Below are 24,924 nucleotides of genomic sequence, written 5' to 3' on the forward strand. Positions count from 1 at the left end.
TCGAAATTTATCGATGGCCTATTTCAGACTGTAATGGGCGGGCACGCCACCCACCAGAAAGGCCCCTTTACGGGGCCTTTCTGGTGAAGTGCGCTGTGTCAAACGGGACTACTCGTCCATCGTGTCCTCAAGTGGCTCGCTGCCGGATCCGATGTCCACGCGGACCTCGCTGCCGGGAGCCTCGGCATCCGTCTCGCCTTCGGCCACCAAGTCGGATGAATCCCCGCCCTCTGTCTCGTCGGAATCCTCGGCCTCCTTCTTGGCGCTCGTCATGCGAGCCACAGCCGTCACGCGGTCGCCGTCATCCACGCTCATCATCTTCACTCCCTGTGTGGCACGACCGGTCTGGGAAATCTCGGCGGTCTTGACGCGAATGACCGTCGCGCCCTCGGTAATGATAAAGAGCTCATGCTGCGGACCCACGACCTTCATGGCCGCCAGTGCGCCCTTGCGCTCGGTCATCTGAATCGTGTAGACGCCTTGTCCGCCGCGGTTTTGCTCCGGGTAGTCGGAAACCGGGGTGCGCTTGCCGTAACCGCGCTCGGTGATCACGAAAAGCTCGCCCTGGCCGCTGGTGATCTCCATGCCCAGAACCTCGGCGTCGCCCTTCATGCTGATACCGCGCACGCCGCTCGTGTCGCGGCCAGTGGCGCGCACCTGGTCCTCGCAGAACATGATGGCCTTACCGGCGGTGGTCGCCATGATGATCTTGTCGCCAGGCTTCACGCGGCGCACGCCCAGCAGGCGGTCACCGCTCTTGATGTTGATGGCGATAATGCCGTCGCGGCGGGAACGGTCGTAGGCCGCCATAGCCGTCTTCTTTACCATGCCACCCGCCGTGGCGAACATGAGGTACTCGTCCTCAGGGAACTCGCGGCAAGAAATGACAGAAGCGATCTTCTCGCCGTCCTCAAACGGCAGTAGATTCACGATAGCGGTGCCGCGCGCCTGACGCGTGCCCTCGGGCAGCTCGTGCACCTTGAGGCGGTACACCTTGCCACGCGTGGAGAAGAACAGCACGTACTCATGGGTGCTGGCGATGAACATCTCGTCGATGACGTCGTCTTCCTTGAGGCTCACTCCCGAGACGCCCTTGCCGCCGCGTTTCTGCGCGCGATACGCGGCCACCGGGATGCGCTTGACGTAACCGGTGTGGGTGATGGTGACGACCATGTCCTCGTCGGCGATGAGGTCCTCGACATTCAGGTCCTTCTCGGCACCGGTGATCTGGGTGCGGCGCTTGTCGCCGAACTTGCGGGCGATCTCGCGCATCTCTTCCTTGATCACGCCGAGGATCTTCTCCTCGTGCGCGAGCAGGTCCTCGTAGTAGGCGATGGCGCGGCGCAGGCCGGCGAGCTCTTCCTCGATCTTGTCGCGTTCCAGGCCGGTGAGACGGCGGAGCTTCATCTCGAGGATGGCCGTGGTCTGCTCGGGCGTGAAGCCGAAGCGCTCGATGAGGCGCGCGGAGGCCTCCGCGTCCGTCTGCGAGGAGCGGATGATGGAGATGACCTCGTCGATGTGGTCGAGCGCGATGAGGTAGCCCTCGAGAATGTGAGCGCGGGCCTGGGCCTTCTTGAGGTCGAACCGGGTGCGGCGGGTCACGACGTCGACCTGGTGGTCGATGTAGTGCGAGAGCATCTCACGCAGCGACAGGCACTTGGGCACGCCGTTCACGAGCGCAAGGTTGTTTGCGCCGAAGGTCGTCTGCAGGGAGGTGTACTTGTACAGGTTGTTGAGCACGACCTGCGGGATGACGCCCTTCTTGAGCTCGATGACGAGGCGCAGGCCCTTTTGCGTGGACTCATCGCGCATATCGGAAATGCCCTCGATGCGCTTCTCGTTGACGAGGCTCGCGATCTTCTCCTGCAAGGTGCCCTTGTTCACCATGTACGGAATCTCGGTGAAAACGAGGCGACTGCGGCCGGTCTTGGTGGACTCCACATGTGCCTTGGCGCGCACCGTGATGGAGCCGCGTCCGGTCTCGTAGGACTGACGGATGCCGTCGGTACCCATGATGAGGGCGCCGGTGGGGAAGTCGGGGCCGGGCATGATCTGCATGAGCTCGTCGACCGTCGCGTCGGGATGGTCGATAAGGTAGCAGGTCGCCTCGACGGCCTCGTTCAAATTGTGCGGTGCGATGTTGGTCGCCATGCCGACCGCGATGCCCTGACTGCCGTTGACCAGCAAGTTGGGGAAGCGCGCGGGCAGGGCGGTGGGCTCAGCGAGGGACTCATCGTAGTTGGGCTGCCAGTCGACCGTATCCTTCTGCAAGTCGCGTAGGAGCTCCATGGCGGGCTTTGCCAGGCGGGACTCGGTATAACGCATGGCCGCCGCGCCGTCGCCGTCGATGTTGCCGAAATTGCCGTGACCGTCGATGAGCGGCGTGCGCATGGAGAACCACTGGGCAAGGCGAACCATCGTGTCGTAAACCGCGACGTCGCCGTGCGGGTGGTACTTACCGATAACTTCGCCGACCGTCCACGCGGACTTCTTGTGTGGGCGGTTGGGGAAGATGCCGCTCTCGTTCATCGCGTACAGGATGCGGCGATGGACCGGCTTGAGCCCATCGCGCACATCGGGCAGAGCACGGGCGGTAATGACCGACATGGAGTACTCGATGAAGGACTGCTTCATCTCGCGGCCGAACTCGCTGATCTGCAGGGAGCCGCCGTTAACATCGGTGCCGGCGTCCTCGCCGCGGTCGTTGGCGCCAAAGCTCTCCTCGAGCTCCTCGTCGTCGCCCTCTTCCTCGTCGGAGTCGGCATCGGGGTCGTATCCGCCGTCCTCGTCCTCGTTCGCGCGGGCGAGCAGGCGCTTGAGGTCCTCGGGCATGCCCTCGGATGCGCCTTCGAACTCGCGCTCGTCGTTGTTCATATCGTCAGCCACGTGTCCTCCTTAAGCGTCCAAGAATCGAGCATCATGAGCATGCTTTTCGATGTATTCGCGGCGGTACCCGACCTCAGAGCCCATGAGCTCGCGCACGGCGCGGTCGGCCACCACGGCGTCCTCGATGGTGACGCGCTGCAGGATGCGGGTCTTGGGGTCCATCGTGGTGCTCGCCAGCTGCTTGGGGTCCATCTCGCCGAGGCCCTTGTAGCGCTGGACGGTGTAGCCCTTGCGCTTTTTGGTGACCTTTCCGTTTGCCTGCTCGTCATCGCCCTCGTCGGGGTTGAGGCCGAGCGCGGCGATGGACTCGCGCAGAATCTCGTCCTCAGCCTGGCGTCCGTTGGGGTACACGTAGTGGATTTTGTTGCGGACCTTGATGCCGAAGATCGGCGGGCAGGCGACGTACACGTAGCCGGCATCGATGAGCGGGCGCATGTATTTGTAGAAGAACGTGAGCAGCAGGATGCGGATGTGCGCGCCGTCGACGTCGGCGTCGGTCATGATGATGATCTTGTGGTAGCGCGCCTTGGTGATGTCGAAGTCCCCGCCATCGCCGTTGCCGGTGGTCACGCCACAACCAATGGCGGTGATGAGGGACTGGATGGTATCACTCGAGAACGCGCGGTGGTCACCCACGCGCTCGACGTTCAGAATCTTGCCGCGCAGGGGCAGGATCGCTTGGATGTCTCGGCGGCGGCCGTCCTTGGCTGAGCCGCCCGCCGAGTCGCCCTCGACGATGAAGAGCTCGGTCAACTCAGCGTCACGCACCGAGCAGTCGGCGAGCTTGCCGGGCAGGCTCGCGGTCTCGAGCAGGGATTTGCGGCGCGTGGCCTCGCGGGCCTTGCGGGCGGCGTTGCGGGCCTTGCTCGCCTGCTGCGCCTTCTTGATAATCTCGCGCGCCTGCTTGGGGTGTTCTTCCATGTAATCGGTGAACTGCTCGGCCACGATCTTGCGAACGAGGGTGCGCATGAAGGAGCTGCCGAGTTTCGCCTTGGTCTGGCCCTCGAACTGGGGGTCGGCCAGTTTGACGGAGACCACAGCGGTAAGACCCTCGCGAACATCGTCGCCGGTAAGGTTGGCATCCTTCTCCCTGAGGATGTTGTTCTTACGTGCATAATCGTTGATCACGCTGGTGAGGGCGGTGCGGAAGCCCTCCATATGCATGCCGCCCTCGGGCGTGTTGATGTCATTCGCGAAGCTCATGACGGTCTCGGAGTACGAGGTGTTCCACTGCATCGCGATCTCGACCTCACCGGTCTTCTCCACCGGGGCGTCGGGCTCGGATGCGCCGGAAAGGTAGATGGGGTTCTTGAGACCGTCAGGCACGGTTTTGCCGTCGTTCAGGTACTTGACGAAGTCGATAATGCCGCCGGCGTAGCAGAACTCGTCCACCTGGGGGGTCGACGCGCGTTCGTCTTTAAGGACGATCTTGAGGTTCTTGTTGAGGAACGCCGTCTCCTGCAGGCGATCACGCAGGGTGTCGTAGTTGTAGACGGTGGTCTCGAAGATCTCCTCGTCGGGCCAGAAGGTGGTGGTGGTGCCCGTGGTGCCGCAGGTGCCGATCTCGCGCATCTTCTGGGTGGTCTTGCCGCGGCTGAACTCCATCTCGTAGATCTTGCCGTCGCGACGAACCTGAACGTTCATCTTCTTGGAGAGCGCGTTGACGACGGAGACGCCGACGCCGTGCAGGCCGCCGGAGACCTTGTAGGCAGCGTTGTCGAACTTGCCGCCGGCGTGCAGGATCGTCATGACGACCTCGAGCGTCGGAATCTTTTTGACCGGGTGCTCGGCGACAGGAATGCCGCGGCCGTTGTCCACAACGGTGATGGAGTTGTCGGGATGCACCGTGACCTCGATGGTGGTGCAGAAGCCGGCCATGGCCTCGTCCACCGAATTGTCCACGATTTCCCACACCAGATGGTGCAAACCGCTCACCGAGGTCGAACCAATGTACATGCCTGGGCGCTTGCGGACGGCCTCGAGGCCCTCGAGGATCTTAATCTCGCCCGCGCCGTATTCGTTCTGATCCGCCACGTAATCTCCCTCTATGCTGTGAAGTATGGCTAACCTTTACAGTTTATCGCATGAACCAATGGCAAAACGCGATATCGACCACATCACAAATACCCCTAGAAGCCAATGAGGGCTCATTTAGGGCGATAGAGGGCTCTTCTGCGTCCTTCCCGCCTCCTCATGAGAGAAGTGCGCTCAAGGGCGATGTGTCGGCTTGAACCTAAGAGTCCAAAGAGTCTCGCTCGGAGACCCCATGCGCTATGCGCGCTCAAACCCCGGGCGCGACGTCTTGACCACGATGTTGCCCACGGCGCCGCCCAAGCGCTCCATACGCGCGCGGATAATCTCACGCATCATGCTCAGCTCTTGCGTCCAGGAGGCGCCGTCCGTGTACACCACGAGCTCGTCCCGTTCGGGCACGTAATGCAGGCCGGTCACGTGCTTACCCTCGCGGGAGTTGGCGCACACCTGATTCCAGGCATGATAGACCTCATGCCGACGCTCCGCCTGCCGAAACTGCTGCCGGCGCTCGGGGGTCGCGCCGTCAAACAGACGGCTGCGTTCGGAATTGATAAAGTCCCCTAATCCGGCTGTGGCGTTAAGGCGCCCTTTCTCGGTCACACGACCCATCCGCTCCTCCTTCTGCGGGTCCGCACCAAGCTCGCGCGCCAAGGGGAAACACGCCCCCTGGCACGCGGCCACTCATCAATCGATGGACCCCACGCGTACGACCTTTGCGCCGTCGAGCACCTCATCCGAAAAATACCCGAGGTTCGTCGTGGTAATGACCGTTTGGACCTCCTGTGCCACGAATCCCATGATGGCCTCGCGGCGCGTGGCATCCAGCTCGCTCATCACGTCATCCAGCAGCAACAGGGGCGGGCGGCCCAAGATATCGCGCGTCACCTCCACCTCGGCGATCTTCCATGCCAGCACGATGGAGCGCTGCTGGCCTTGGCTCCCAAAGTCGCGCGCCGAGCGCCCATCTATGGTGAAGGATATCTCATCGCGGTGCGGGCCCACGAGCGTGAGCCCCCGGCGCACTTCATCCGTGCGGCGCTCGCGGAGTGCCCCTAGGAACTGGCTGGATACCTCCTCGCGCCCCTCCCCCAGCTCACCTATCGTGGACTCGTAGGCCACATCTGGCTCCTCATGCGGGGCAATGACGCGATAGACGTCAACAAAATGCATTCGAATGCGCGCGAGCAAGGCGCGCCGATGCATGAGAAGCTGAGCCCCGGTCGCCGCCAGGGATTCGTCCCAGGCCTCAAGCAGCTCCGATGCGGGGCAATCGCGCAGCAGGCTGTTTCGCTGCTCGACCGTGCGCTCATATGCCGAGAGCAGCTTGGCGTACTGAGCATTCAGCTGGACACCAAAGGAATCGAGAGCGGCGCGGCGAACCGAGGCCGAGCGTTTGACCATGTCAAGGTCATCCGGGCAAAACAGTACGCTCGGCAAAACGCCGCGCACCCCAGCGGCGGTGGTGCGCTTGCCGTTACGGGTGAATGCGCGCTTACCGTCCGCGAGTTCAAGCCCCATCTCGAGCGCTCTTCCGTCACCCGCAAGCGAGAGCCGAGCGCGGCCCGTCGATGCGCCCTCGCGCAGCAGCTCGGATGGAGACGGCTTGCGGAACGACGAACCGGCAGTGAGTAGCTGCAGCCCCTCGACGAGATTGGTCTTTCCCACGGCATTGCGGCCCACCAGTACCGTCACATGCGGGCTGAGCGCCAACACGCACTCATCGAAGCTGCGGTAATTGACAACGGAGAGCTCCGTCGCGGTGATGCTCATAGAACGAAAAACCTCAGATGGTCGGAATGGCGAAGGGACCGGGAATGTGGTGCGGTTGGTGCAGTTGGGGACGTAGCATGTCAACACAATGGCACGCCGGGTGGGCGCGGTGGGCACGCGCAGCCGGCGGGCGCGACGCGCTCGGCCACCGACCCGCGGCGGCGCTAAATACGCACCGGCATGACGAGGTACAGGTAGTTGATCTTGTCATACGACTTGAACACGCCTGCTTGGTTATAGCTCTGCAGCTCGAGCGTGATCTCCTTTTCGTGCGATAGAACGTTCAGGCAACCAAAGATGTAGTGGTAGTTGAACGCGATGACGCCCGATGCGCCCTCCGCCTCGACCTCGACGGTGGCGGTGGCGGCGTCCTGGTCGTTGGAAATCGCGGAAAGCACCATGGTGCCCGTCTCCGCGGAGATATCGAACTTGACCGCGGAGTTCGCCTGGGCGACAGTCGAAACGCGCTTGAGCGCCGAACTAAGGGCGGCAACGTCGATCTTAACCGTTGTGGCGCAGGCGGCGGGGAGGAGCGCCTTGTAATTGGGGTACGTGCCCTCGATACGACGGGCGACGTAGGTGGTGTTGCCCGCCACGAAGACGACCTGCGTATCGGTCGAGCCGATGAGGATCGAACCCTGGCCGCCGGTGATAGCCAGCGCGTCGTTGAAGGCGTCAGCGGGGACGTTCAGCTCGAAGCTGCCCTCCAGCGTAGAGGTCTCCACCTGCGTGTCGCACACGGCAAGGCGATACGAGTCGGTGGCAACCAGGCGAATCGTGTTGTTTTCAACCGTCATGTAGACGCCGTTGAGCACGGGGCGATTCTTGTCGGTCGAGGTGACGCGCCACACGCGGGAGACCATTTCACTCAAGATGTTCGCGGGGAGCTCGACGGAGCGCTCAAGGGCGAACGTGGGGAACTCGGGGAAATCGCCGGCGTCGAGCGTGTTCAGTCGGAACGTAGAGCGCTCGCACGTAATGCTCACCTGGTGTTCGGTCACATCGAAGGATACGGGCGCATCGGGTAGGGTCTTGCAGATGTTCGAGAGCATCTTGCATGGAATGACGACCTGCCCCTCTTCGTCCACACGCGCGGCGATGCGATGACGGATCGAGATGGTGTAGTTGGACGTCTGGAATTCGAGGACGCCGTCTGCTGCGCGCACGAGCACGCCGGAGAGGATGGGAAGGGTCGATGAGGGGGCAATGCCCTTCATGACGATGGCGATGGCATCAGAGAGCGCAGATTGGCTGACCGTGAACTTCATCTCTTTTTATTCCTCTCTTAAATATATATAAGTAACAACAGTAATAACCCGGTGGATGGTGTGGACTACGCTTGTTTGCCCAGTTACACCTGTTGATTTCTCTCAACAATCCATTGTAGACAACCGTTGAGTTTTGCCCATCGTGAGTCGACCCATATTTTTCTCAACATGGACGGCCGCGTTGTCCCCAACTTCTACCCCCACCTTCCAACAGGTTTTCCACAGGTGTCTTCTACGATTTGAGCATGATCGTGTTCTTGAGGTTTTGGACGTCTTCGTAGATCCGCCGGTCCTCGCGCATCTTGTTTTCCACGACCTTGAGCGAGTTGAGTACGGTTGAATGGTCGCGACCACCGAACTCGGCTCCGATGGCCGGTGTGGTCATCTCGCACAAGTTGTTGGCGAGATAGACCGCGACATGACGCGCGAAGGCGATGGTCGCGGTACGTCGGGGACCTATCAGCTCCTCGTGGCTCACGTGGTAGAACTCCTCGACCACCCGCTGGACCATATCGATGTGGATGATCTTGCGCGCGGTGTTGAAGTAGGTCTTTGCCGTCTCATCGATATCCGACGCCGAGAGTTCGAGCCCTGCCGCCTCGCGCTCGGCAGCGAGCCCCGCGCAGCGTTCGCAGAAACTTTCGAGGTTGCGGATGTTGTTGCCCGAGATCTCCGCCATGTGGCGCAGATGCTCGTCAGTGAGGTGCCCCTCGTGTTCGGGTAGCATTGACAGCAGGGACGTGTCGACGTTGAGTCCGTCGAGATTGCCCGAGCCGTTGATGATGTTCTCGTAATAGCGTTTGAGGATGACGTACTTCATCTCAAATCCCGGCTCGGAGACGAGGCACAGCATGCCGCGGCTAAAACGACTGGTGAGACGTTCGTCCATGGCGAGGTCCTTGGGCGCGCGGTCCGATGCGAACGCGACCTTTTTGCCATCGCGGATGAAGCTGTCGACGAGTTGGAAGAAGAACTCGACCGACGCCTGCTTGCCCACGATGTTCTGCACGTCATCGATGATGAGGATGTCCGCATCGCGATACTCGCGCATGATGAGGCTGCCCGGACCTCTTTGCCCACCGAGTTCGTTCATGTAGTCGTCGAGATATGCTTGGGAATTCGCGTATTTGACGCGGATATAGGGTTTTTCCTTGGCAAGGTAATTGCGCACGGCGAAGAGCAGGTGAGTCTTTCCAAGACCCGAGTTGCCATAGATGAACAGCGAGGGGCATTGCCCCGGCTCCTCGGCAAAGGCCGCGAAGCGCATGGCGCTGTTGAAGGCATGACGGTTCTCGTCGCCCGCGACAAAGCTATCGAACGTGTATTTGGCGTTGATGTCGCCCGCCGGGCCCCTGCCTGGCTGGGAGCCGTCCCCCGCCGCCGCGCGCACCATCGTGGGGTTGTTTCCGCCCGTGGCGGCTTCTCCCGTGGAGGGCTTCTTTGCACCTGGGTCGCCCGCGCGCATCTCCTGCATCATGCGGCGGAAGGTGTCGGGGGACACGGTGTTCACCACGCTGATGCCCGATCGACCGGTCTCGCCGCCCGTGGGAGTCGACGCCGCTGCGTCGAGGGGATGGGTTGCGGCCGGTACTCGCTCCTGGGGAGCCGCGCCGCTCTCGTTGGAGGGGAGGGGATCCTCCCTGCGTATGCTTTCGGTATCTGCGAGTATGCTCGCGAGGGGAGGATCCGCCTGTCGGCGTGGGGCCTCCCGCACACTTGCTGCGGTGGCCCTCGATTCTCCCGCGGCACCTCGTCCGTCGACGACGACCTCGAGCCTCATGGGCATGAAGGAGATCTCCTCGAGGTACGCTTCGATAGACTCGCGCTGTTTAACGAGGTAGGTATAGGCGAACCGGCTTGGCACCTGCACGGTGAGGGACTCGTCGTCGAATGCGACGGCCTGACACTGTTCCAGCATATGTATGAGGCGCGGCTCGCGCTCGTCGCGCCGGCAAAACTCGATGACGTCATCGAGGAGTATGCGCGCTTCGTTATCCATCTTCCCCATTCCTCATCTCTGCATCGAGGGGCGGTCCAACCGTCGTGCGTGGGCTATTGTTGCTGCGCCCATCCTTGACCCAATTCGGTGAGCACGTATTTCTGACCACGTTTATATATGAGCCCCGTCCCCGAGAGGGTGTCGAGCTCGCGCGACCACGTTGCATCTGAATTTCCGTAGGTGCGCGTGAGGTCGGTTGGGCCTCCCTTGCCGTTTTGTGCGATATAACGCAGAGCAAGGGCCCCACGCTCGCTCACATATGGTCTTGGTGCGAGCGAGGGCTGCTGCTCGCCGGGTATGGCATTCGTCGGCATGCCCGGCGTTGGCATTGCTACGGGCATGGCCGCGCCGGGCATGGCTGTCCCGGGTGCCATCGACGCGGGCGCCGTCTCTGCGCCGCCGGTCATGCCGCCGAGATTGGGCATTCCCATCATCTGCCCGCCCATCATCGCTTGATGCGACTGCTGCCCCAGTTGCCCCATCTGCATTGGGTATCCTTGCGGGATACCGCCGTATGGCTGTGTCATGCCGTACGGATTGCCATATGCCGGGTAACCCACACCCGCCCCCGGCGTCCATGGATACCCTTGTGGGTACGGCGGGGCCATCGTCCCCATGGATATCGCCCGCGGATCGGTTTCCGCCTGCATTCCCGTTCCCCAGTTCGGATTCGGACTTGTTTGCGCCCCCACGGCCCCGAATCCACTTGGCTGCGCGCCCGCCTGCATGGGTACCTCATCATGGTGCCCACTGCGCACGGCTGCTCCACGTGAAACGGCCCGCTCGATCTCCTCAACACGCACGGGATTCACGCTCACCGTGACCACCGTCCCCGCGCCCAGGTTATCTTCCACCGAGATGGCGCCCCCGGCGGCCTCGACATATTGCTGCACCATGGGGAGTCCCGCGCCGGTTCCTCGGATGTATCGCTTTTTAAATCGATCCGCACTCGTCACGCCGAATTCAAACGCGCGCTCCTTGTCGTCGATGCCGGGGCCCTGATCCGCAAAGCGAATCGTGTCGCCGTTGTCCAATATGGAAATGACCGGCTCGCTGAACTGCGCGTGTATGAAGTTTTCCACAAGTTCGCGGATGATCATGAGCGAGAGGTGACCGCCCTGTTCCTTCATGGTGCGATGGACGGTGTTGGTCACATCTTCCAGGTACGTACGTACATCCGCCTGTTCGACTACGATGACGCGCGGTGTGGACAACATGTCGTCGTACACCGAGATTCGCGTCGTGTATGCAGATTGCGACCGCTCCGTCGCCCCCGTTGAGGCGCCGCTACGGTTGGCTTCCTGTATTGGCGCTGCTCCCGTGAGGTGGGTGTTGTCCGGAGCCGGATCGCCGGAATCCACAAATGGGTAGAAGTCTTCTGACATGGTGCGTTCTTTCTACGTTTGCCGTGAACCTAGGATAGCAGGTCACGTTGGAAGCTTTCAAAACTTTTCAACAAGTTTTCCCATTGTGTTGAAAAGTGTTGGAAAGAACTGAAAAGTTATCCACATACTGCTAACAACCTGTTGATAAGTGCATGAAAAGTTATGAAAGAAACGGTTCGTGACGGGAGGCGCCAATGCCCTTGATCGCGCACCTTCGAAAAGTATGCGTATTTCATGGTTGCGAGATTGACATTCCCGCACCATATTCCCTACAATCTCTTAGCTCACGCGTATATTTTTCGAGTAGTCGAAACGCACCAGGAGGATGTTAACCATGAAGCGTACTTACCAGCCGAACAAGCGCAAGCGCGCCAAGACCCACGGCTTCCGCGCCCGTATGGCCACCAAGGCCGGTCGCGCCGTTCTCGCCCGTCGTCGCGCTAAGGGCCGCAAGCGTCTCACGGTGAGCGACAACTAAGCTCTCATGCAGACCATCAAGTCCCATCAGGACTTTGAGCGGGTGTTTACTCAGGGGAAGCGGCTCAACCATCCTCTGATTCGCATGGTTATATGTGATTGTGTCAGCGAAGGCGATCCGGCTCGGGTCGCCTTCGCTGCTGCCAAAAGGTTGGGAAATGCCGTGGTCCGCAACCGCTCCAAGCGTGTGCTGCGAGAAGCTGCGCGTTCCTGTGAGCTGCCCATCGAGGGCCACGAGATTATCCTCTTCGCGACGTCCCGCACTCGTACCGCTTCTCCTGAGGAGATGCGGCTGGCCCTGCTCGCTCTTTTGCGTCGGGCTCACGTTGTCCACAACAACTGAGCAGGATGTGGAGTACGGGGATGTTCAAGCGCTTTTGCCTTGCCGCGATTCGCGGGTACCAGCGGTATATTTCGCCCCTTTTACCCGATGCGTGTATATACATCCCCACCTGTTCTCAGTATGCTGTTGAGGCAATAGAGAAATATGGCGTGGTCAAAGGCTGTTGGCTGGGTGTGCGGCGTATTTTGCGCTGTCATCCGTTTCATGCCGGCGGGTATGACCCCGTGCCGTAAGTATTGGTTCCTACTGTAAGGATTATTGGTATGTGGGACTGGATTGTTCAGATTCTCTTCCAGGCGCTTCAGCTCATACAGGGCTTTGCGGGCGACTGGGGTCTTTCCATCATCATCTTGGTGGTGATTATTCGCCTCGCTTTGACGCCCATGATGCTCAAGTCGACCAAATCGACCGCTCGTATGCAGGTGCTGCAGCCTAAGCTCATGGAGATTCAAGAGCGCTACGCGGACGATCCCCAGCGGCAGGCAGAGGAGATGCAGAAGTTCTACTCTGAGAACAAGTTCAACCCCTTTGGCGGGTGCCTGCCCCTGCTCATCCAGATGCCGATCCTGATCGCGTTATTCAACCTCCTGCGCGACCTCGGTCATTACTTCCCCAGTGCTGCTGAGCAGGGCTTCTCCTTTTTCAACATCCTGCCCAACCTCGTCATGTCTCCCTCCCAGGCCTTTGCTGGTGGGTTTGCCGAGGCTCTGCCGTACCTGCTCGCCCTGATCCTGTTCGGTCTGCTGACGTTCATCCCGCAGCTGTACATGACGCGCAACCAGACGGGCGCCCAGGCGCAGAGCACCAAGATGATGATGGTCGTCATGACCGTTATGATGCTCTTCATGGGCTGGGGTCTTCCCGCCGGCGTCCTGTTGTACTATGACGTTTCCTCCGCATGGCAGGTCATCCAGCAGATCTTCGTCACCCAGAAGGTCATCGAGAAGGCCAAGGCCGAGGAGGAGGAGCGCATGGTGAACGCTCCCATCGAGGTCGATGTGGTTCGTCGCGAGCACAGGAAGCGCCCCCATAAAAGCCGCTAATGTCGCTAGCTCACGTAGCGGATTGTAATCTTATTTAGGTACCAAACTATGGAGAAGATCATGGCTGACGAACTTGTTGAAGAGATTATCGACGAGGCTGTAGAGTCTGCTGATGAGCAGATTGTCGGCCAGTATCCCGAGATTGCCGTCCATTATAAAGAAGGCGTCGCCTTAACTGATGAAGAGCTCGACACCATTGCCGATGTCGCCATTTCCGTGGTGCGCTCCATCCTTTCTCATTTCGATGCGGAAGGGTCTTCCATTGACGAGTACGAAGGTGATGAGGGTGAGCTCATTCTGGATATTACTGCCCCCGACTTAGCTGTCCTGATTGGCCGCCATGGTCGCACGCTTGAATCTCTTCAGACGCTTGTCTCCCTGCTTGTGAGTCGTAAGCTTGGATTCCGTTATCCGGTGTCTATTGACGTTGAGGGTTACAAGAGTCGACGCCACGACAAGGTTGTGAGCATGGCAAAGAACGCTGTTTCTCGTGCTGTTTCTCAGGGTCGTTCGGTTAACCTTCCTCCTATGTCGGCATATGAACGCCGTCTTGTTCACATCGCTCTTCGTGAAGACGATCGCATTGATACTCACTCCGAAGGTGTGGAACCTGAGCGTCGCGTGGTCATTACGCTTCGATAAGCTTCAAGGTATTTGCTTGCGAAAGGGCACCTTCGGGTGCCCTTTTCTTATGACTGAACTTCTTGATACACTAACCTCAGTCATTTTGATTGGATGGTGTCTATGTCGCAAGAGACGTCTCGCAGGATTCAACTACATGCACTCGGTGAATCCGAGGAGCAAATTTCAAACCTCGTAAATGAGCTTATCTCCTACTGTTTAGAGCTTGATATTGAGGTCAGTAGGGACGAAGCGGAAATGTGTATCAAGCATCTACTCATGGTCAATCAGGTCAATGAGTATATGAATCTCACAAGGATTCAAGATATTCACGATGCCTTGATTCTGCATATCGTCGATTCCCTTGCCCTTACCAGGGATCTGCCCATTGAACCGGAAAGATTCTTGGATATTGGTACCGGCGCCGGCTTCCCTGGTATTCCGTTCTGTGTTTACACCGGCTGTGATGGTGTGTTACTCGACTCGGTTGGCAAGAAGGTTCAAGCCGTTCAGGCATTTATAGAGGAACTTGGATTAGAAGGTGTCGAGGCTGTTCACGATCGCTGCGAATCATATGCTACCGCGCATCACCACGCTTTCGATATCGTCCTTGCGCGCGCAGTTGGACAGATGAATCTCATTGTTGAATATGCCACTCCATTTCTTGAAGAAGATGGCTATTTGATTGTTGCAAAGGCAAACCCCTCCAAAGATGAATGTCATATTGCAGATCAAACAGCTTCGATATGTGGATTGGAACTCATTGGTTCCGATGAGTTCGAGTTGCCTCGTGGGTTGGGTCATCGCACAGTGTTTCTTTACCAGAAAGTCTCGAATCCAAAGATTCATCTCCCTCGACCTGTTGGTCTTGCTAAGAAACAGCCCTTGGTTTCTTAGTCTCTTTTCCAATTCATGTCTGTTTTATCGTAACCACCTCATGTTTGGGGGTGGTTATTTCTTTATTCGTCTTGTCTTTTACGTTATGCGTTTCTAGTTTTGAGTTATGTTCGAAGTGTTGGTTATTGTGTTTTCCAACTGAACCAATCTAAATAGATCATCCATTCATGTCGAGAATGCTATTAAAAGAAGAAACAGGTATTGAAGGGTAACACAATCGCGTTTACCCTCAGTCTCCCGATCTTGTTTCACGTGAAACTGTGATTCATCTGGCTTGATGTAATGCAGATGATTGTTAAATTTCTAGCTAGTTCATGGCTGTTTGTTTCTTAAGAGATCTAATCCTCTGGCAACTAAGCATATAAGTACTATGTTCAAAACAATCACGAAGCATCGGTATTCAGTGCGCAAATAATGTTCGCTCAATTGGAATGGAAATTTCATTATTGATATCCCAATGTGAAGCCATAAGCAGCTTGAATTGACGGCATAGGTGAATTTAAAAACAAGATATCTCTTACTAGCTGTTTCACGTGAAACATATTAAGATTGTTAATGAGTTATATCGTTGGGACAAAAGGACGTTGTTGTGTCCGCAATGTTTCACGTGAAACTTGATCCCTATGGGAGTAATGCAGCATACATATTGAAGATCCAGGAGGGAATGTGGGATTTCGCGACGTTAAGCGCTCAAAAAGTGCTAAGCCATTGCACACAATTGCAATAATCAATCAAAAAGGTGGCGTCGGAAAATCGACAACAACGGTAAATCTTGCAGCAGCATTAGGAAAGCAGGGACGTAAGGTTCTGATTGTCGACTTTGATCCGCAAGGTAACAGTACGAGCGGAATCGGAGTCGATAAAGAGGAACTTTCGCAATGCATCTACGATGCGCTCCTGCATGATGTTCCCGCAGAACAACTCATTCACGATACGGTTAGTGAACGGGTATTCATCATTCCGGCAACTATTCAACTTGCCGGTGCCGAAATTGAGCTCGTTTCTGCTATGGCCAGAGAGACACGTCTGAAAGATCTTCTGGATCCCGTTAAAGAGGAATTCGATTTTATCCTCATAGATTGTCCACCCTCACTTGGCTTGTTAACGATTAATGCACTTGCTGCCGCAGACAGTGTACTCATTCCGATTCAATGCGAGTATTACGCACTTGAAGGCGTAACGAAACTCTTGGAGTCGATGCGTATGGTTAAAGGTCGCATTAATAAAGACCTTGATACCTATGGTGTGCTAATGACCATGTATGACTCGCGAACTTCTTTGTCGAATCAGGTCGTTGAGGAAGTACAGAACTATTTTGGAGATACCGCCTTCAAAACCTGCATTCCTCGTTCTGTAAAGGTGTCTGAGGCTCCTTCGTACGGTATGCCTGTGATTGAGTACGCGCCACATAACAAGGGCGCAATTGCCTATATGGATCTGGCTAAAGAGGTGATTCGTCGTGCCTAGTCCAAAGAAAAAGCCCGCGCTCGGACGTGGTCTGGGTTCTCTTATGGGGGAAGCTCAGTCTGAGACTGGATTTGCAGCCCCTGAGACGGAGATGCCGTTGGAGCAGATCGTTCCAAACCCCAATCAGCCACGAACTCATTTCAATGAATCTGAACTCGAGGAGTTGAGTGAGTCAATTCGCGAGAATGGTGTCCTGCAACCGCTCCTCGTGCGAAAGAATGGCTCTAAATATGAGATTATTGCCGGTGAACGTCGGTATCAGGCCTCGAAGATAGCGGGACTCGAAAAAGTTCCGGTTATTGTTAGGGACGTTGACGATCAGAAGATGCTCGAACTTGCGTTGATCGAAAATCTTCAGAGATCCGATCTTAACCCCATAGAAGAGGCAAAGGGTTACAAGCAGCTCATCAAGGCGAGTGGAATGACACAGGAGGCTCTCTCGAAAGCTGTCTCTAAGTCTCGTTCAGCGATAACGAATTCACTTCGTCTCCTTGACCTTCCAGAGTCGGTCCAGCAGATGATGTACGAGGGTAAGCTGACTGCTGGTCATGCGCGCGCCATTCTTGCTGTTCCCTTTGAGGATGCAAGGATTAAGCTTGCTGAAAAAGTTATTGCTGAAGGTTTGTCAGTTCGTGCGACTGAAAACCTTGCTCCGTTATTTTCAGTCGGAGATTCGCCGCGTGCACCTCGTCCGGTCACACCGCAGTCGTATAAAAAGGCAGCGCGTGTGCTGCGGCAGATCTTCAATACCAATGTTAAGGTGCGCGCGACACGGGGTAAGAATAAGATTGAAATCGAGTTCAAGGATGAGGATGACCTGCAACGCATCCTTGAATCTATGGTCGATGTAAATAATGATTGAGGTAAACGATGAGCAGGGCATCTGAGATTGCTTTAACTTTGTTGGCAGTGGGACTTGGAGCTGTTGTTGGATTCATTGTTGTGATGCGGCCCGAGTCCATCGAACGAATGAAAAATGGTGTGACCGATATCTTCTCAACTTCGAAAAAGAAGGTAGACGAGATGTCGGAAGAAGTTGCTCTGCGAACAGCACGGTTGACCAAGAATCCTCAAGTCAATCAGGACTGGGTGGAAAGACAGTGGGAGTCAATAGGTTATTAGGTACCTAACAATAAGTAGGTGTGAAATACTCGGGAAGACACCTCAATGCTTTTGATCCACCCAAAGCTAAGCATTAGCCTCGGGCGTTGAATAACACCTCCTTCATGTGGGTTGATGAGAGAGATATAAACATAGGGGTCGCGAACACAATTCGCGACCCCTACTTCGTTTCATGTGAAACACTTCACCCGTGGATTGATGGTCTCCCCTGGGTGGTGCCTCCTGTTCGCCCCATAGGAAGCGCTCTTGGACAGTTCTCCCGGCTGGACCCTTGAGTAACTACCTGGACGACGTCTCCTTGGCAGTGTCCCCTACTGAACGCGGAAGCGGCGCTGCTTGAGCTGGCCGCACGCGGCATCGATATCGCTGCCGCGAGAATTTCGAATAGTCGTCTCGACGCCGTGCATGGTTAAGCGGCGCTGCAGCGTTTCGACCTTCTCGATGGGAGAAGGACGGAACGGACTGTCGGGAATGTTGTTGAGCTGAATGAGATTGACGTGGCAGAGCGTCCCGGCGCAGAAGTCGATCAAAGCCTGCATCTCGGGATTGGTGTCGTTGATGCCGTCGATCATGGCAAACTCGTACGTTGGGCGGCGGCCGGTCTTCTCAACATAGAGCTGGATGGCCTCGTGGAGCCGGGGAAGCGTGTACTTCTTCACGCCGAGCATGAGCTGGTTGCGTGTTCCCTGGACGGCCGAGTGCAGAGAAATCGCAAGCGTAAACTGTTCGGGAAGCTCAGCGAATCTGCGAATGCCGGGGATAACGCCACAGGTGGAGACGGTGAGATGGCGCGCTCCGATGGCGAGTCCATCGGGATCGTTGAGCGCTCGCAACGCGTCGATCGTAGCGTCGAAGTTAGCGAAGGGCTCACCTTGACCCATGAAGACAACGCTCGTAACGCGCTCGCCGAAGTCACGGGAGACATGGAGCACCTGATCGACCATTTCTTGAGCCGTCAAAGAACGGGAAAGGCCGGCAAGGCCGGTCGCACAAAAGGCGCATCCCATGGCGCAGCCCGCCTGAGAAGAAATGCAGACGGCCAGCTTGTTTCGATTAGGCATGCCAACGGTCTCGACGGAGACGCCATCGGCAAATTGCAGGAGGTACTTGCGAGAGCCATCCTTGGAGATCTGTTTAGCAAGCTCAACCGGTACATTGAAGGAAAAGCGCTCTGATAGCTTCTCACGCATTGCCACAGGGAGATTGGTCATCTCATCAAACGAACATACGTTCTTCTCGTGAATCCATTCGTTCAATTGCTTGGCGCGAAAAGCAGGTTGACCGAGTTCTTTGACCAAATTCTGCAGTTCCTCTAAATCGAGGAGACGTATATCGCGTGCACGATCGGTGCGTTCCATTTGTCGCCTTTCGGGTGGTGAGATGCTCGTGCGTCTCAAGGGCATATATACCTATACAATAGGGTATTGTTGGGCATTTGCGATGCAGATGCGCAGCTATTGCGTGAAATGGACACCGCTCCCTCGCCATAACGGGCTTTGAGGGGGATTCGAGCCTGAAAGGTGACATCATGAGCGACAAGACGCGCCAGGACATGAAGATTGCAGTCCTTGCGGGAGGAATCTCGGATGAGCGCGAGATTTCCCTCGCTTCGGGTGCTCATGTCGTACAGGGGCTCGAGGAGGCGGGTTATGGAGCGGTGGAGCTGGTTGATCCCGCCGACCCGTCGTTTCTCAACACCATGTCCACGGGGTCGTTCGATGTGGCGTTTATCGCCCTCCATGGCCGCGGTGGCGAGGATGGCATGACCCAGCACGTGCTGGAATTCATGGGCATCCCTTATACGGCTTCGTCTCCCCTTGCGAGCGGCATCGCCATGGACAAGGACCTTTCCAAGCTGCTCTATCGCCGCGCCGGCCTGCCCGTCGCGCCGAGTGTGACGTTCGGCCGCGCCGATATGCCTTCGATAGAGGAGATCATCGAGGTTGTGGGGCCTCAGAGCTTCGTAAAGCCGGTGGTGAACGGCTCGAGCTACGGTATTTCCCTGGTGAAGGACCCCTCGGAGCTTGCCGCTGCTATTGAGTTCGCATTCGAGCACGGTGAGAAGGTCATGGTGGAGCGTCGGGTCTTTGGTACCGAGTGTTCAGTTGCCGCCGTTGGCGATGGCGACACCCTTCGCGCTCTGCCCGTGGTGGAGATCCTCATGCCCAAGCAGTCGGAGTTTTACGACCTCGAGGTGAAGTACGCCGACCCCGCCGAAATCCATCGGATTCCAGCCCAGCTGCCTGAGGATGTCTACGCACAGGTGCAGGATATCGCCTGTCGCGCGCATGAGGCGTTGGGTCTGTACGGTATCTCGCGTACAGACGTAATTGTCACGGAGGAAGGCCCCGTCATCCTCGAGACTAACAACATTCCCGGCATGACGCCTGAGTCTCTCGTGCCTGATGAGGCACGCCACGCCGGTATCGCGTTTAGCGATCTGTGTGCCGAACTGGTCGATCTGGCCCTCGAGCGAGCCGGTCGATGAGCGCCTCCGCCGCGGCATCACCGCTCGCGATGGCTGCGGCGGTGCTTCCGGGCACTCCGCAGCAGGTTATTGACGCATACGCAACGCTCGCCGCTCGTGCCGAGACGCGTTCGTTTGGCCTGATAGAAGATGACGTGGTGGTGCTCGATACCGAGACCACGGGGCTATCCCATCGTGAGAACGAGCTGATTGAGATCGCCGCCGCCCGTTTGCGCGGTCGCGAGATCGTCGATCGCTTTGATACGTTCGTCAAGCCCTCAGGGCTTATACCAGCCGAGATTACGGAGCTTACGAGTATCACGAATGTCGATGTTGCTCACGCCCCTTCCGCCGAAGGGGCGGTCGCCGCTCTTACGGAGTTCGTGGGTGGCGCGCCGGTGATTGCCCATAACTCAGCCTTCGACCGAGGGTTCATAGAAGCCGTGAGTGGCGGCTCGGAAGTGTCGGACATCTGGATTGATTCGCTCGCCCTCTCGCGCATTGCATTGCCGCGTTTGAGTTCACATAAGCTCGCGTCCATGGCCGAGCTGTTTGGGTGTGCGAGCGTGTCTCATCGTGCGAATGCCGATGTCGAGGCGCTGTGCGGTGTCTGGCGCATCCTGCTTTGCGGGCTTGATGACCTGCCGCTCGGCCTCATGCGCCGTTTGGCGGATATGCACCCCGATGTACCGTGGAGCTACCGGCCGATCTTTAGCTTCTTGGCCGGCAGCCATCCCGATGCGGTGTTTTCGATGGTAAGTGCCAGACATGATATTCTGGCCGCCGATTCTTCGTCTGCGGCGGGATCCTCTGCGCGTATCGATGCTGATGAGCTTCCAGGCCTTAATTTGCCCTCGCGCGAAGAGGTCGAAGCGTGCTTTGAGCCAGACGGGCTCGTCAACCGCATGTACCCTGGTTACGAACCGCGCGTGGAGCAGATGCAGATGGCGGCCGAGGTGCGCGATGCCCTGGCGACTTCTTCGCATCGCGTGATCGAAGCTGGTACCGGTGTGGGCAAGTCAATCGCCTATCTCGTGCCCTTCGCTCAGGCGGCAAAACGCAACAACATCACGGTTGGCATCGCCACGAAGTCGAATAATCTGGCGGATCAGCTGATGTATCACGAGCTGCCCCGTCTGGCCCGTGAAATCGAGGGCGGTCTGACGTATTGTGCCCTCAAGGGCTATGACCACTACCCATGCCTGCGAAAACTTGAGCGCTTGGCGCGCGCCAGCGAGGTCCACACCACGCGCGACCCGGCAGACACGCTCACCGCCATCGCCGTTATCTACGCCTACGCCTGCCAATCGCCCGCTGGCGATCTCGATGGGTTGGGCATTCGCTGGAGGAGTGTGCAAAAGGCAGATCTCACCACCTCCTCTCGCGAATGCGCTCGGCGGCTGTGCCCCTTTTACCCCGACAAATGTATGGTCCACGGATCTCGCCGGCGCGCCGCCCGCGCGGATGTGGTGGTAACCAACCATTCGCTGCTCTTCCGCAATGTCGCGGCGGACGGAAAGATCCTGCCGCCTATTCGTCATTGGGTGGTTGACGAGGCCCATTCGATCGAAGGTGAGGCTCGCAGGCAGTGGGCGGTCACGGTCTCTGCGGACGAGAGCCGATCGATTTTTGAGCGGTTGGGCGGTGCGCGCACCGGTTCGCTGGGGAGGATCACCCGAGACCTCGCAGCTTCTGACGCCGCCACGTTGTTCATGGGTTTGACCGCCAAGGCCACCTCGAGCACGCAACGTGCATCCCTGGCCATGGCCGATCTTTTCGATGCCGTGCGCGATCTCGCGCGATCTGCCCGCTCGGATAGCGGATACGATACCGCCAACATGTGGATTGGCCGCGAGGTGCGGGAAAGTGCCGCATGGGGTGTGTTCGCCGAGGTCGCGAATACGGCCATCGACGCACTCGATGAGGCATCAAAGAACCTCGCCTCACTCGTTGAGACTGTGGCGGAGGAAAAGCCGGAGCTTGTCGCAGACGTCGCAGATGGGCAACGCCGTCTCAAGGAGCTGAACGACGGACTCAAGCTGGTGGTGGAAGGCACCAACGACCGTTATGTCTACTCGTGCCAGGTCAACCGCCGCATCAAGGCGGGTGGGGAGAGCCTAAGCGCCGAGCGCCTTGATATTGGTGAGGCTCTTGCTGAAAATTGGCTGCCCGAGATGCACACGGCGATATTCGCCTCGGCGACCATGACAGTTTCGGGCAGTTTTGATCACTTCACCCATGCCGTGGGGTTGGATCGCTTGGGACGCGAGTCCTTCCAGACTCTACACCTCGATTCGAGCTACGATTTCGAGCGAAATATGGCAGTGGTGGTTGCGGGCGATATCCCCGATCCGCGTAATCGGGCGGCATACCTCGATGCTTTGGAAAACCTGCTGGTAGACGTACATATGGCAATGGGGGGCTCAACGCTCACTCTCTTTACGAATAGGCGTGACATGGAGGAGTTGTTCGACCGCGTGTCTCCCCGCCTGTCAAAGGAGGGCCTCGCTCTCGATTGCCAGAAGAAGAACACGTCCGCCAAGATCCTGCGCGATCGATTCCTCTCCGACGAGACGAGTTCCCTGTTTGCTCTCAAGGCGTTTTGGGAGGGTTTTGACGCCGCCGGTGACACCCTGCGCTGCGTGGTGATTCCCAAGTTGCCGTTCTCGAGCCCGACGGACCCGCTCTCGTGCGAACGCGGTGTGCGCGAGGATCGCGCATGGGCCCGCTACTCGCTGCCCGAGGCGGTGTTGGAGGTCAAACAGGCCGCTGGCAGACTGATTCGCACGTCGACCGACGCCGGCGTTTTGGTGTTGGCGGATTCGCGTTTGGTGACCAAGGGGTATGGCAAGAAGTTCCTCTCGTCTCTGCCCGCCGCGTACCAGCGTATCGAAAGCCCACAGGTAGGTCGCTATCTTGAGCTTTGGCGTGCCAGCCACCGGTAGTTTGGTCGCCGCGCCCCGTGTCTATCGTGCGTAGGTGATGAGAGCAGCTCTGAGCTCATCCGGCGCCTCGATGATGAGCTCTCCACCGGCAGCGAGCACCTGGTCGAAGAGCCATGGCGTTGAGGTATAACTCACGTTCGCCTCGACCGTGCCATCGTCGTTGCGCTTCGCGCTATCGCGGTCGATACCCGCCCATGTGGACGCGTCGAATGCCTCCTGGGTGCTCCACCGCATCTTGGCGGTGTTTCCATGCTTTTGCAGGCTTTCCGCGGCGGAGAGGCGGACAAAGGGATGGTCGATTACGGAATCCTCGGTCAACTCGACTGAATCGATGCGATCGAGCCGGTAGCTGCGCTGCCCACCCTTCACGACATTCCACGCCACGAGGTATGCGGCATCACCCGCGACCTCGATGTACCCGGGGTCGATGATTCGTTCGCACGGGGCATCTTCGGATGCGGCGCGATACTTCATGCGCAGACGCACCCCATAGGCGATTGCCTCGGCGACGGCGGGATAGAATCCGCCGAAGAGGGCATCGCCGGAGAGGAGGCGCTTGCCTGTGGCCTCATGCGTGATGGGGGCGAGTGCCGCCGCGATTCGTTCCCGCACGCGGTTGTCGAGGTTGCAGCGTTCAAGCGCCTGGTTGAGCGCAAGTGCCTCGGGAGCGGTGAGGCGAACGGGTTCTATTGCTCCGGCGTTACCCATGAGGGAGACGCGATCTTCGTCCCGCACGATGGCGATGCGCGCACCCGTGCGTTCGTCGGCGATTGACTGGAGCAGTTCAAAAACGCGCTCGAACTGGGATGAACTGATGCCGAACTTGCGGCAAAAATCCGTGACGCGTATATGGCCTCCTGTCGATGCGGTGAGGGAAGTGAGAAGAATTAAGCACAGATTCGTCATCTCGTCCCTACCCAGGGGCTTATCATTGCTGTTCATGCGCCATTACCGCCTTTTGTTTTATAAGGTTCACGCAGTCGACGAGCACCTTGGGTCCACGAACGGAAAGGCCGATATGAGCGTGCTCGAGGGCAAATCGCGCTGCGGCATCAACGTCCCGTACGTCGACGGACCATTGCGTCGACCCGTCCTCCTCATCGCGTGTCTCTCCCCTGCCTTTGGTGATGAGTTCGATCTCGTGAGCGCCCACGCCGGGCGAAAAGGAGAATTCCGCCAAGACGGGGTTGCATGCGGAGAAGTCAAAGGGGAGGAATTGAGAGCCGGTGATGTCGAACTCGGAGGGAATCGCGTAGGGCCTGCTCGATTCCGGTGAGCTTTTCGCGGAGACAACGCGGTCGGTTCTAAAGGTGCGCAGCCCGTTTGCCCCATGGTCGCGTCCGACAAGATATACGTAGCTCCCCCGTTCAAAAGATCCGTAGAGGTCGACGGTGTGGATGTTCTCGTTTCCGCGTGCATCGCGATAGGTAAACGACGCCGGCCTTCTGCGCGAAAAAGCGTTCCACAAGTTGGTGAGATCGCGCTTGATGTTCAGCGGCTGCGTGCTGGAGCCCTCCGGGGAGATGCCCGCGGTTTCACACAGTTTGGTGCGGGCCATTTGGAGGGGCCAACGCGCTGGATCATCGGCGTGAAGTGCAAATATCTGGTCGATTGCCGCAACTGCCTCCTCCGCATCGTACGGCGAGAGCGCGGCAGTGTCGGCATGCGTGGAAGTTCGGTCTATCTCCCAGCTCCGCTGCTCGTTTTTGGCGTTGTGGGAGTCGGACGCCTCTCGAATATGGACGCCGAGAGAGGCCAAAGATTCGCGATCGCGGGCAAACGCCTTGATGCGCGATTCGCGAGATGGACTGGTGTAGCCGATCTCGGGGTCGTTGATGATGTGCTCAGTGGTGAGGGGTTCTTGTGCCACGCTGAGGGAGAACGTGAGGTTGAGCATGCGCCGCGCGATGTCTTCGGACTTCGTCCACGCACGCGGTTTCACCTCGTCATGTGCGGCATTCGAAGTTCCGTTCTGCATGCGCACCCTCCCGTTTCCCACTTGGTCAACACCTGCTCGTTGGTTACCTCATTCTAGTGTAAGGAGGTGGGGTGTTCTGCTCATGTTCGCCGTGTGTTAATGGGGAATTGCGACTGCAGGAACCATATTGAGGGGTTGAAATTCTGCAGGTAAAGCATAAGTAAGGGTATACTTGCGACTATACATGCGCATCGTGAATTCGATGCGTTTGCACATAAGCGA

Annotated in this window: 21 protein-coding genes; 11 read left to right on the top strand and 10 right to left on the bottom strand. The window is 58.0% G+C overall.

What is annotated here, in order from left to right; translation table 11 throughout:
• Positions 1-108: 108 nt before the first annotated feature.
• The 7 genes from gyrA to DWV48_RS06595 form a co-directional block, all read right to left on the bottom strand.
• The gene (gene gyrA / locus DWV48_RS06565) at positions 109-2,874 is read right to left on the bottom strand and encodes a DNA gyrase subunit A (protein ID WP_118654075.1); all 2,766 of its coding nucleotides are present in this window, start codon (positions 2,872-2,874) and stop codon (positions 109-111) included.
• A 21-nt stretch (positions 2,875-2,895) separates the two neighbouring features.
• Entirely contained in the window at positions 2,896-4,920 is a 2,025-nt protein-coding gene (gene gyrB / locus DWV48_RS06570; RefSeq protein ID WP_118654022.1) for a DNA topoisomerase (ATP-hydrolyzing) subunit B, read from the bottom strand.
• A gap of 237 nt (positions 4,921-5,157) precedes the next feature.
• Positions 5,158-5,529 (bottom strand): DciA family protein, encoded by a 372-nt coding sequence (locus tag DWV48_RS06575; RefSeq protein WP_118654023.1) that lies wholly within the window; start codon positions 5,527-5,529, stop codon positions 5,158-5,160.
• 75 nt (positions 5,530-5,604) lie between these two features.
• Positions 5,605-6,690, bottom strand: coding sequence for a DNA replication/repair protein RecF (locus DWV48_RS06580; protein ID WP_118654024.1), 1,086 nt, complete (start codon positions 6,688-6,690; stop codon positions 5,605-5,607).
• Positions 6,691-6,854: 164 nt separating this feature from the next.
• Entirely contained in the window at positions 6,855-7,958 is a 1,104-nt protein-coding gene (gene dnaN / locus DWV48_RS06585) for a DNA polymerase III subunit beta (RefSeq protein WP_118654025.1), read from the bottom strand.
• A 232-nt stretch (positions 7,959-8,190) separates the two neighbouring features.
• Positions 8,191-9,957: a DnaA ATPase domain-containing protein gene (locus DWV48_RS06590; RefSeq protein WP_118654026.1), complete on the bottom strand. Its 1,767-nt coding sequence runs from the start codon at positions 9,955-9,957 to the stop codon at positions 8,191-8,193.
• Between the two features lie 53 nt (positions 9,958-10,010).
• Positions 10,011-11,342, bottom strand: coding sequence for a HAMP domain-containing sensor histidine kinase (locus tag DWV48_RS06595; RefSeq protein ID WP_118654027.1), 1,332 nt, complete (start codon positions 11,340-11,342; stop codon positions 10,011-10,013).
• A 334-nt stretch (positions 11,343-11,676) separates the two neighbouring features.
• Here DWV48_RS06595 and rpmH point away from each other — a divergent pair, with 334 nt between their 5' ends.
• The 9 genes from rpmH (at position 11,677) to DWV48_RS09110 (ending at position 17,312) form a co-directional block, all read left to right on the top strand.
• Complete coding sequence (gene rpmH, locus DWV48_RS06600; RefSeq protein ID WP_039910401.1) at positions 11,677-11,820, top strand: 50S ribosomal protein L34; 144 nt, start codon at positions 11,677-11,679, stop codon at positions 11,818-11,820.
• 6 nt (positions 11,821-11,826) lie between these two features.
• Positions 11,827-12,162 (top strand): ribonuclease P protein component, encoded by a 336-nt coding sequence (rnpA, locus tag DWV48_RS06605; RefSeq protein ID WP_118654028.1) that lies wholly within the window; start codon positions 11,827-11,829, stop codon positions 12,160-12,162.
• A 20-nt stretch (positions 12,163-12,182) separates the two neighbouring features.
• Entirely contained in the window at positions 12,183-12,395 is a 213-nt protein-coding gene (gene yidD, locus DWV48_RS06610; RefSeq protein ID WP_233546205.1) for a membrane protein insertion efficiency factor YidD, read from the top strand.
• 30 nt (positions 12,396-12,425) lie between these two features.
• Positions 12,426-13,205: a YidC/Oxa1 family membrane protein insertase gene (locus DWV48_RS06615; RefSeq protein ID WP_118654030.1), complete on the top strand. Its 780-nt coding sequence runs from the start codon at positions 12,426-12,428 to the stop codon at positions 13,203-13,205.
• A gap of 60 nt (positions 13,206-13,265) precedes the next feature.
• Positions 13,266-13,847 (top strand): R3H domain-containing nucleic acid-binding protein, encoded by a 582-nt coding sequence (locus DWV48_RS06620; protein WP_199588913.1) that lies wholly within the window; start codon positions 13,266-13,268, stop codon positions 13,845-13,847.
• Between the two features lie 102 nt (positions 13,848-13,949).
• The gene (rsmG, locus tag DWV48_RS06625) at positions 13,950-14,723 is read left to right on the top strand and encodes a 16S rRNA (guanine(527)-N(7))-methyltransferase RsmG (RefSeq protein WP_118654032.1); all 774 of its coding nucleotides are present in this window, start codon (positions 13,950-13,952) and stop codon (positions 14,721-14,723) included.
• A gap of 666 nt (positions 14,724-15,389) precedes the next feature.
• Entirely contained in the window at positions 15,390-16,190 is an 801-nt protein-coding gene (locus DWV48_RS06630) for a ParA family protein (RefSeq protein ID WP_118654033.1), read from the top strand.
• A gap of 43 nt (positions 16,191-16,233) precedes the next feature.
• A complete protein-coding gene (locus DWV48_RS06635) occupies positions 16,234-17,052 on the top strand; it encodes a ParB/RepB/Spo0J family partition protein (protein WP_118654034.1) in 819 nt (272 codons plus the stop codon).
• 8 nt (positions 17,053-17,060) lie between these two features.
• Positions 17,061-17,312: a hypothetical protein gene (locus DWV48_RS09110; RefSeq protein ID WP_147352852.1), complete on the top strand. Its 252-nt coding sequence runs from the start codon at positions 17,061-17,063 to the stop codon at positions 17,310-17,312.
• Between the two features lie 311 nt (positions 17,313-17,623).
• Here DWV48_RS09110 and rlmN read toward each other — a convergent pair whose 3' ends face one another.
• On the bottom strand, positions 17,624-18,670 hold the full coding sequence (gene rlmN / locus DWV48_RS06640; RefSeq protein ID WP_118654035.1) for a 23S rRNA (adenine(2503)-C(2))-methyltransferase RlmN: 1,047 nt from the start codon (positions 18,668-18,670) through the stop codon (positions 17,624-17,626).
• A 170-nt stretch (positions 18,671-18,840) separates the two neighbouring features.
• On the opposite strand from rlmN, the gene DWV48_RS06645 reads away from it, so the two are divergent.
• Together DWV48_RS06645 and DWV48_RS06650 are read left to right on the top strand one after the other, a co-directional pair.
• The gene (locus tag DWV48_RS06645) at positions 18,841-19,800 is read left to right on the top strand and encodes a D-alanine--D-alanine ligase (protein WP_118654036.1); all 960 of its coding nucleotides are present in this window, start codon (positions 18,841-18,843) and stop codon (positions 19,798-19,800) included.
• Positions 19,797-22,724, top strand: a complete 2,928-nt coding sequence (locus tag DWV48_RS06650) for a helicase C-terminal domain-containing protein (RefSeq protein WP_118654037.1) — start codon at positions 19,797-19,799, stop codon at positions 22,722-22,724. The genes DWV48_RS06645 and DWV48_RS06650 overlap by 4 nt, the downstream gene beginning before the upstream one ends.
• 21 nt (positions 22,725-22,745) lie before the next feature.
• Here the strand turns inward: DWV48_RS06650 and DWV48_RS06655 are convergent, their stop codons facing one another.
• Positions 22,746-23,666, bottom strand: coding sequence for a YafY family protein (locus DWV48_RS06655; protein ID WP_118654038.1), 921 nt, complete (start codon positions 23,664-23,666; stop codon positions 22,746-22,748).
• Positions 23,653-24,702: a YafY family protein gene (locus DWV48_RS06660; protein ID WP_118654039.1), complete on the bottom strand. Its 1,050-nt coding sequence runs from the start codon at positions 24,700-24,702 to the stop codon at positions 23,653-23,655. Before DWV48_RS06660 ends, DWV48_RS06655 begins: the two co-directional genes overlap by 14 nt.
• Positions 24,703-24,924: the final 222 nt, after the last annotated feature.

It is taken from the genome of Collinsella sp. AF08-23, assembly GCF_003479805.1.
GTDB lineage: Bacteria > Actinomycetota > Coriobacteriia > Coriobacteriales > Coriobacteriaceae > Collinsella.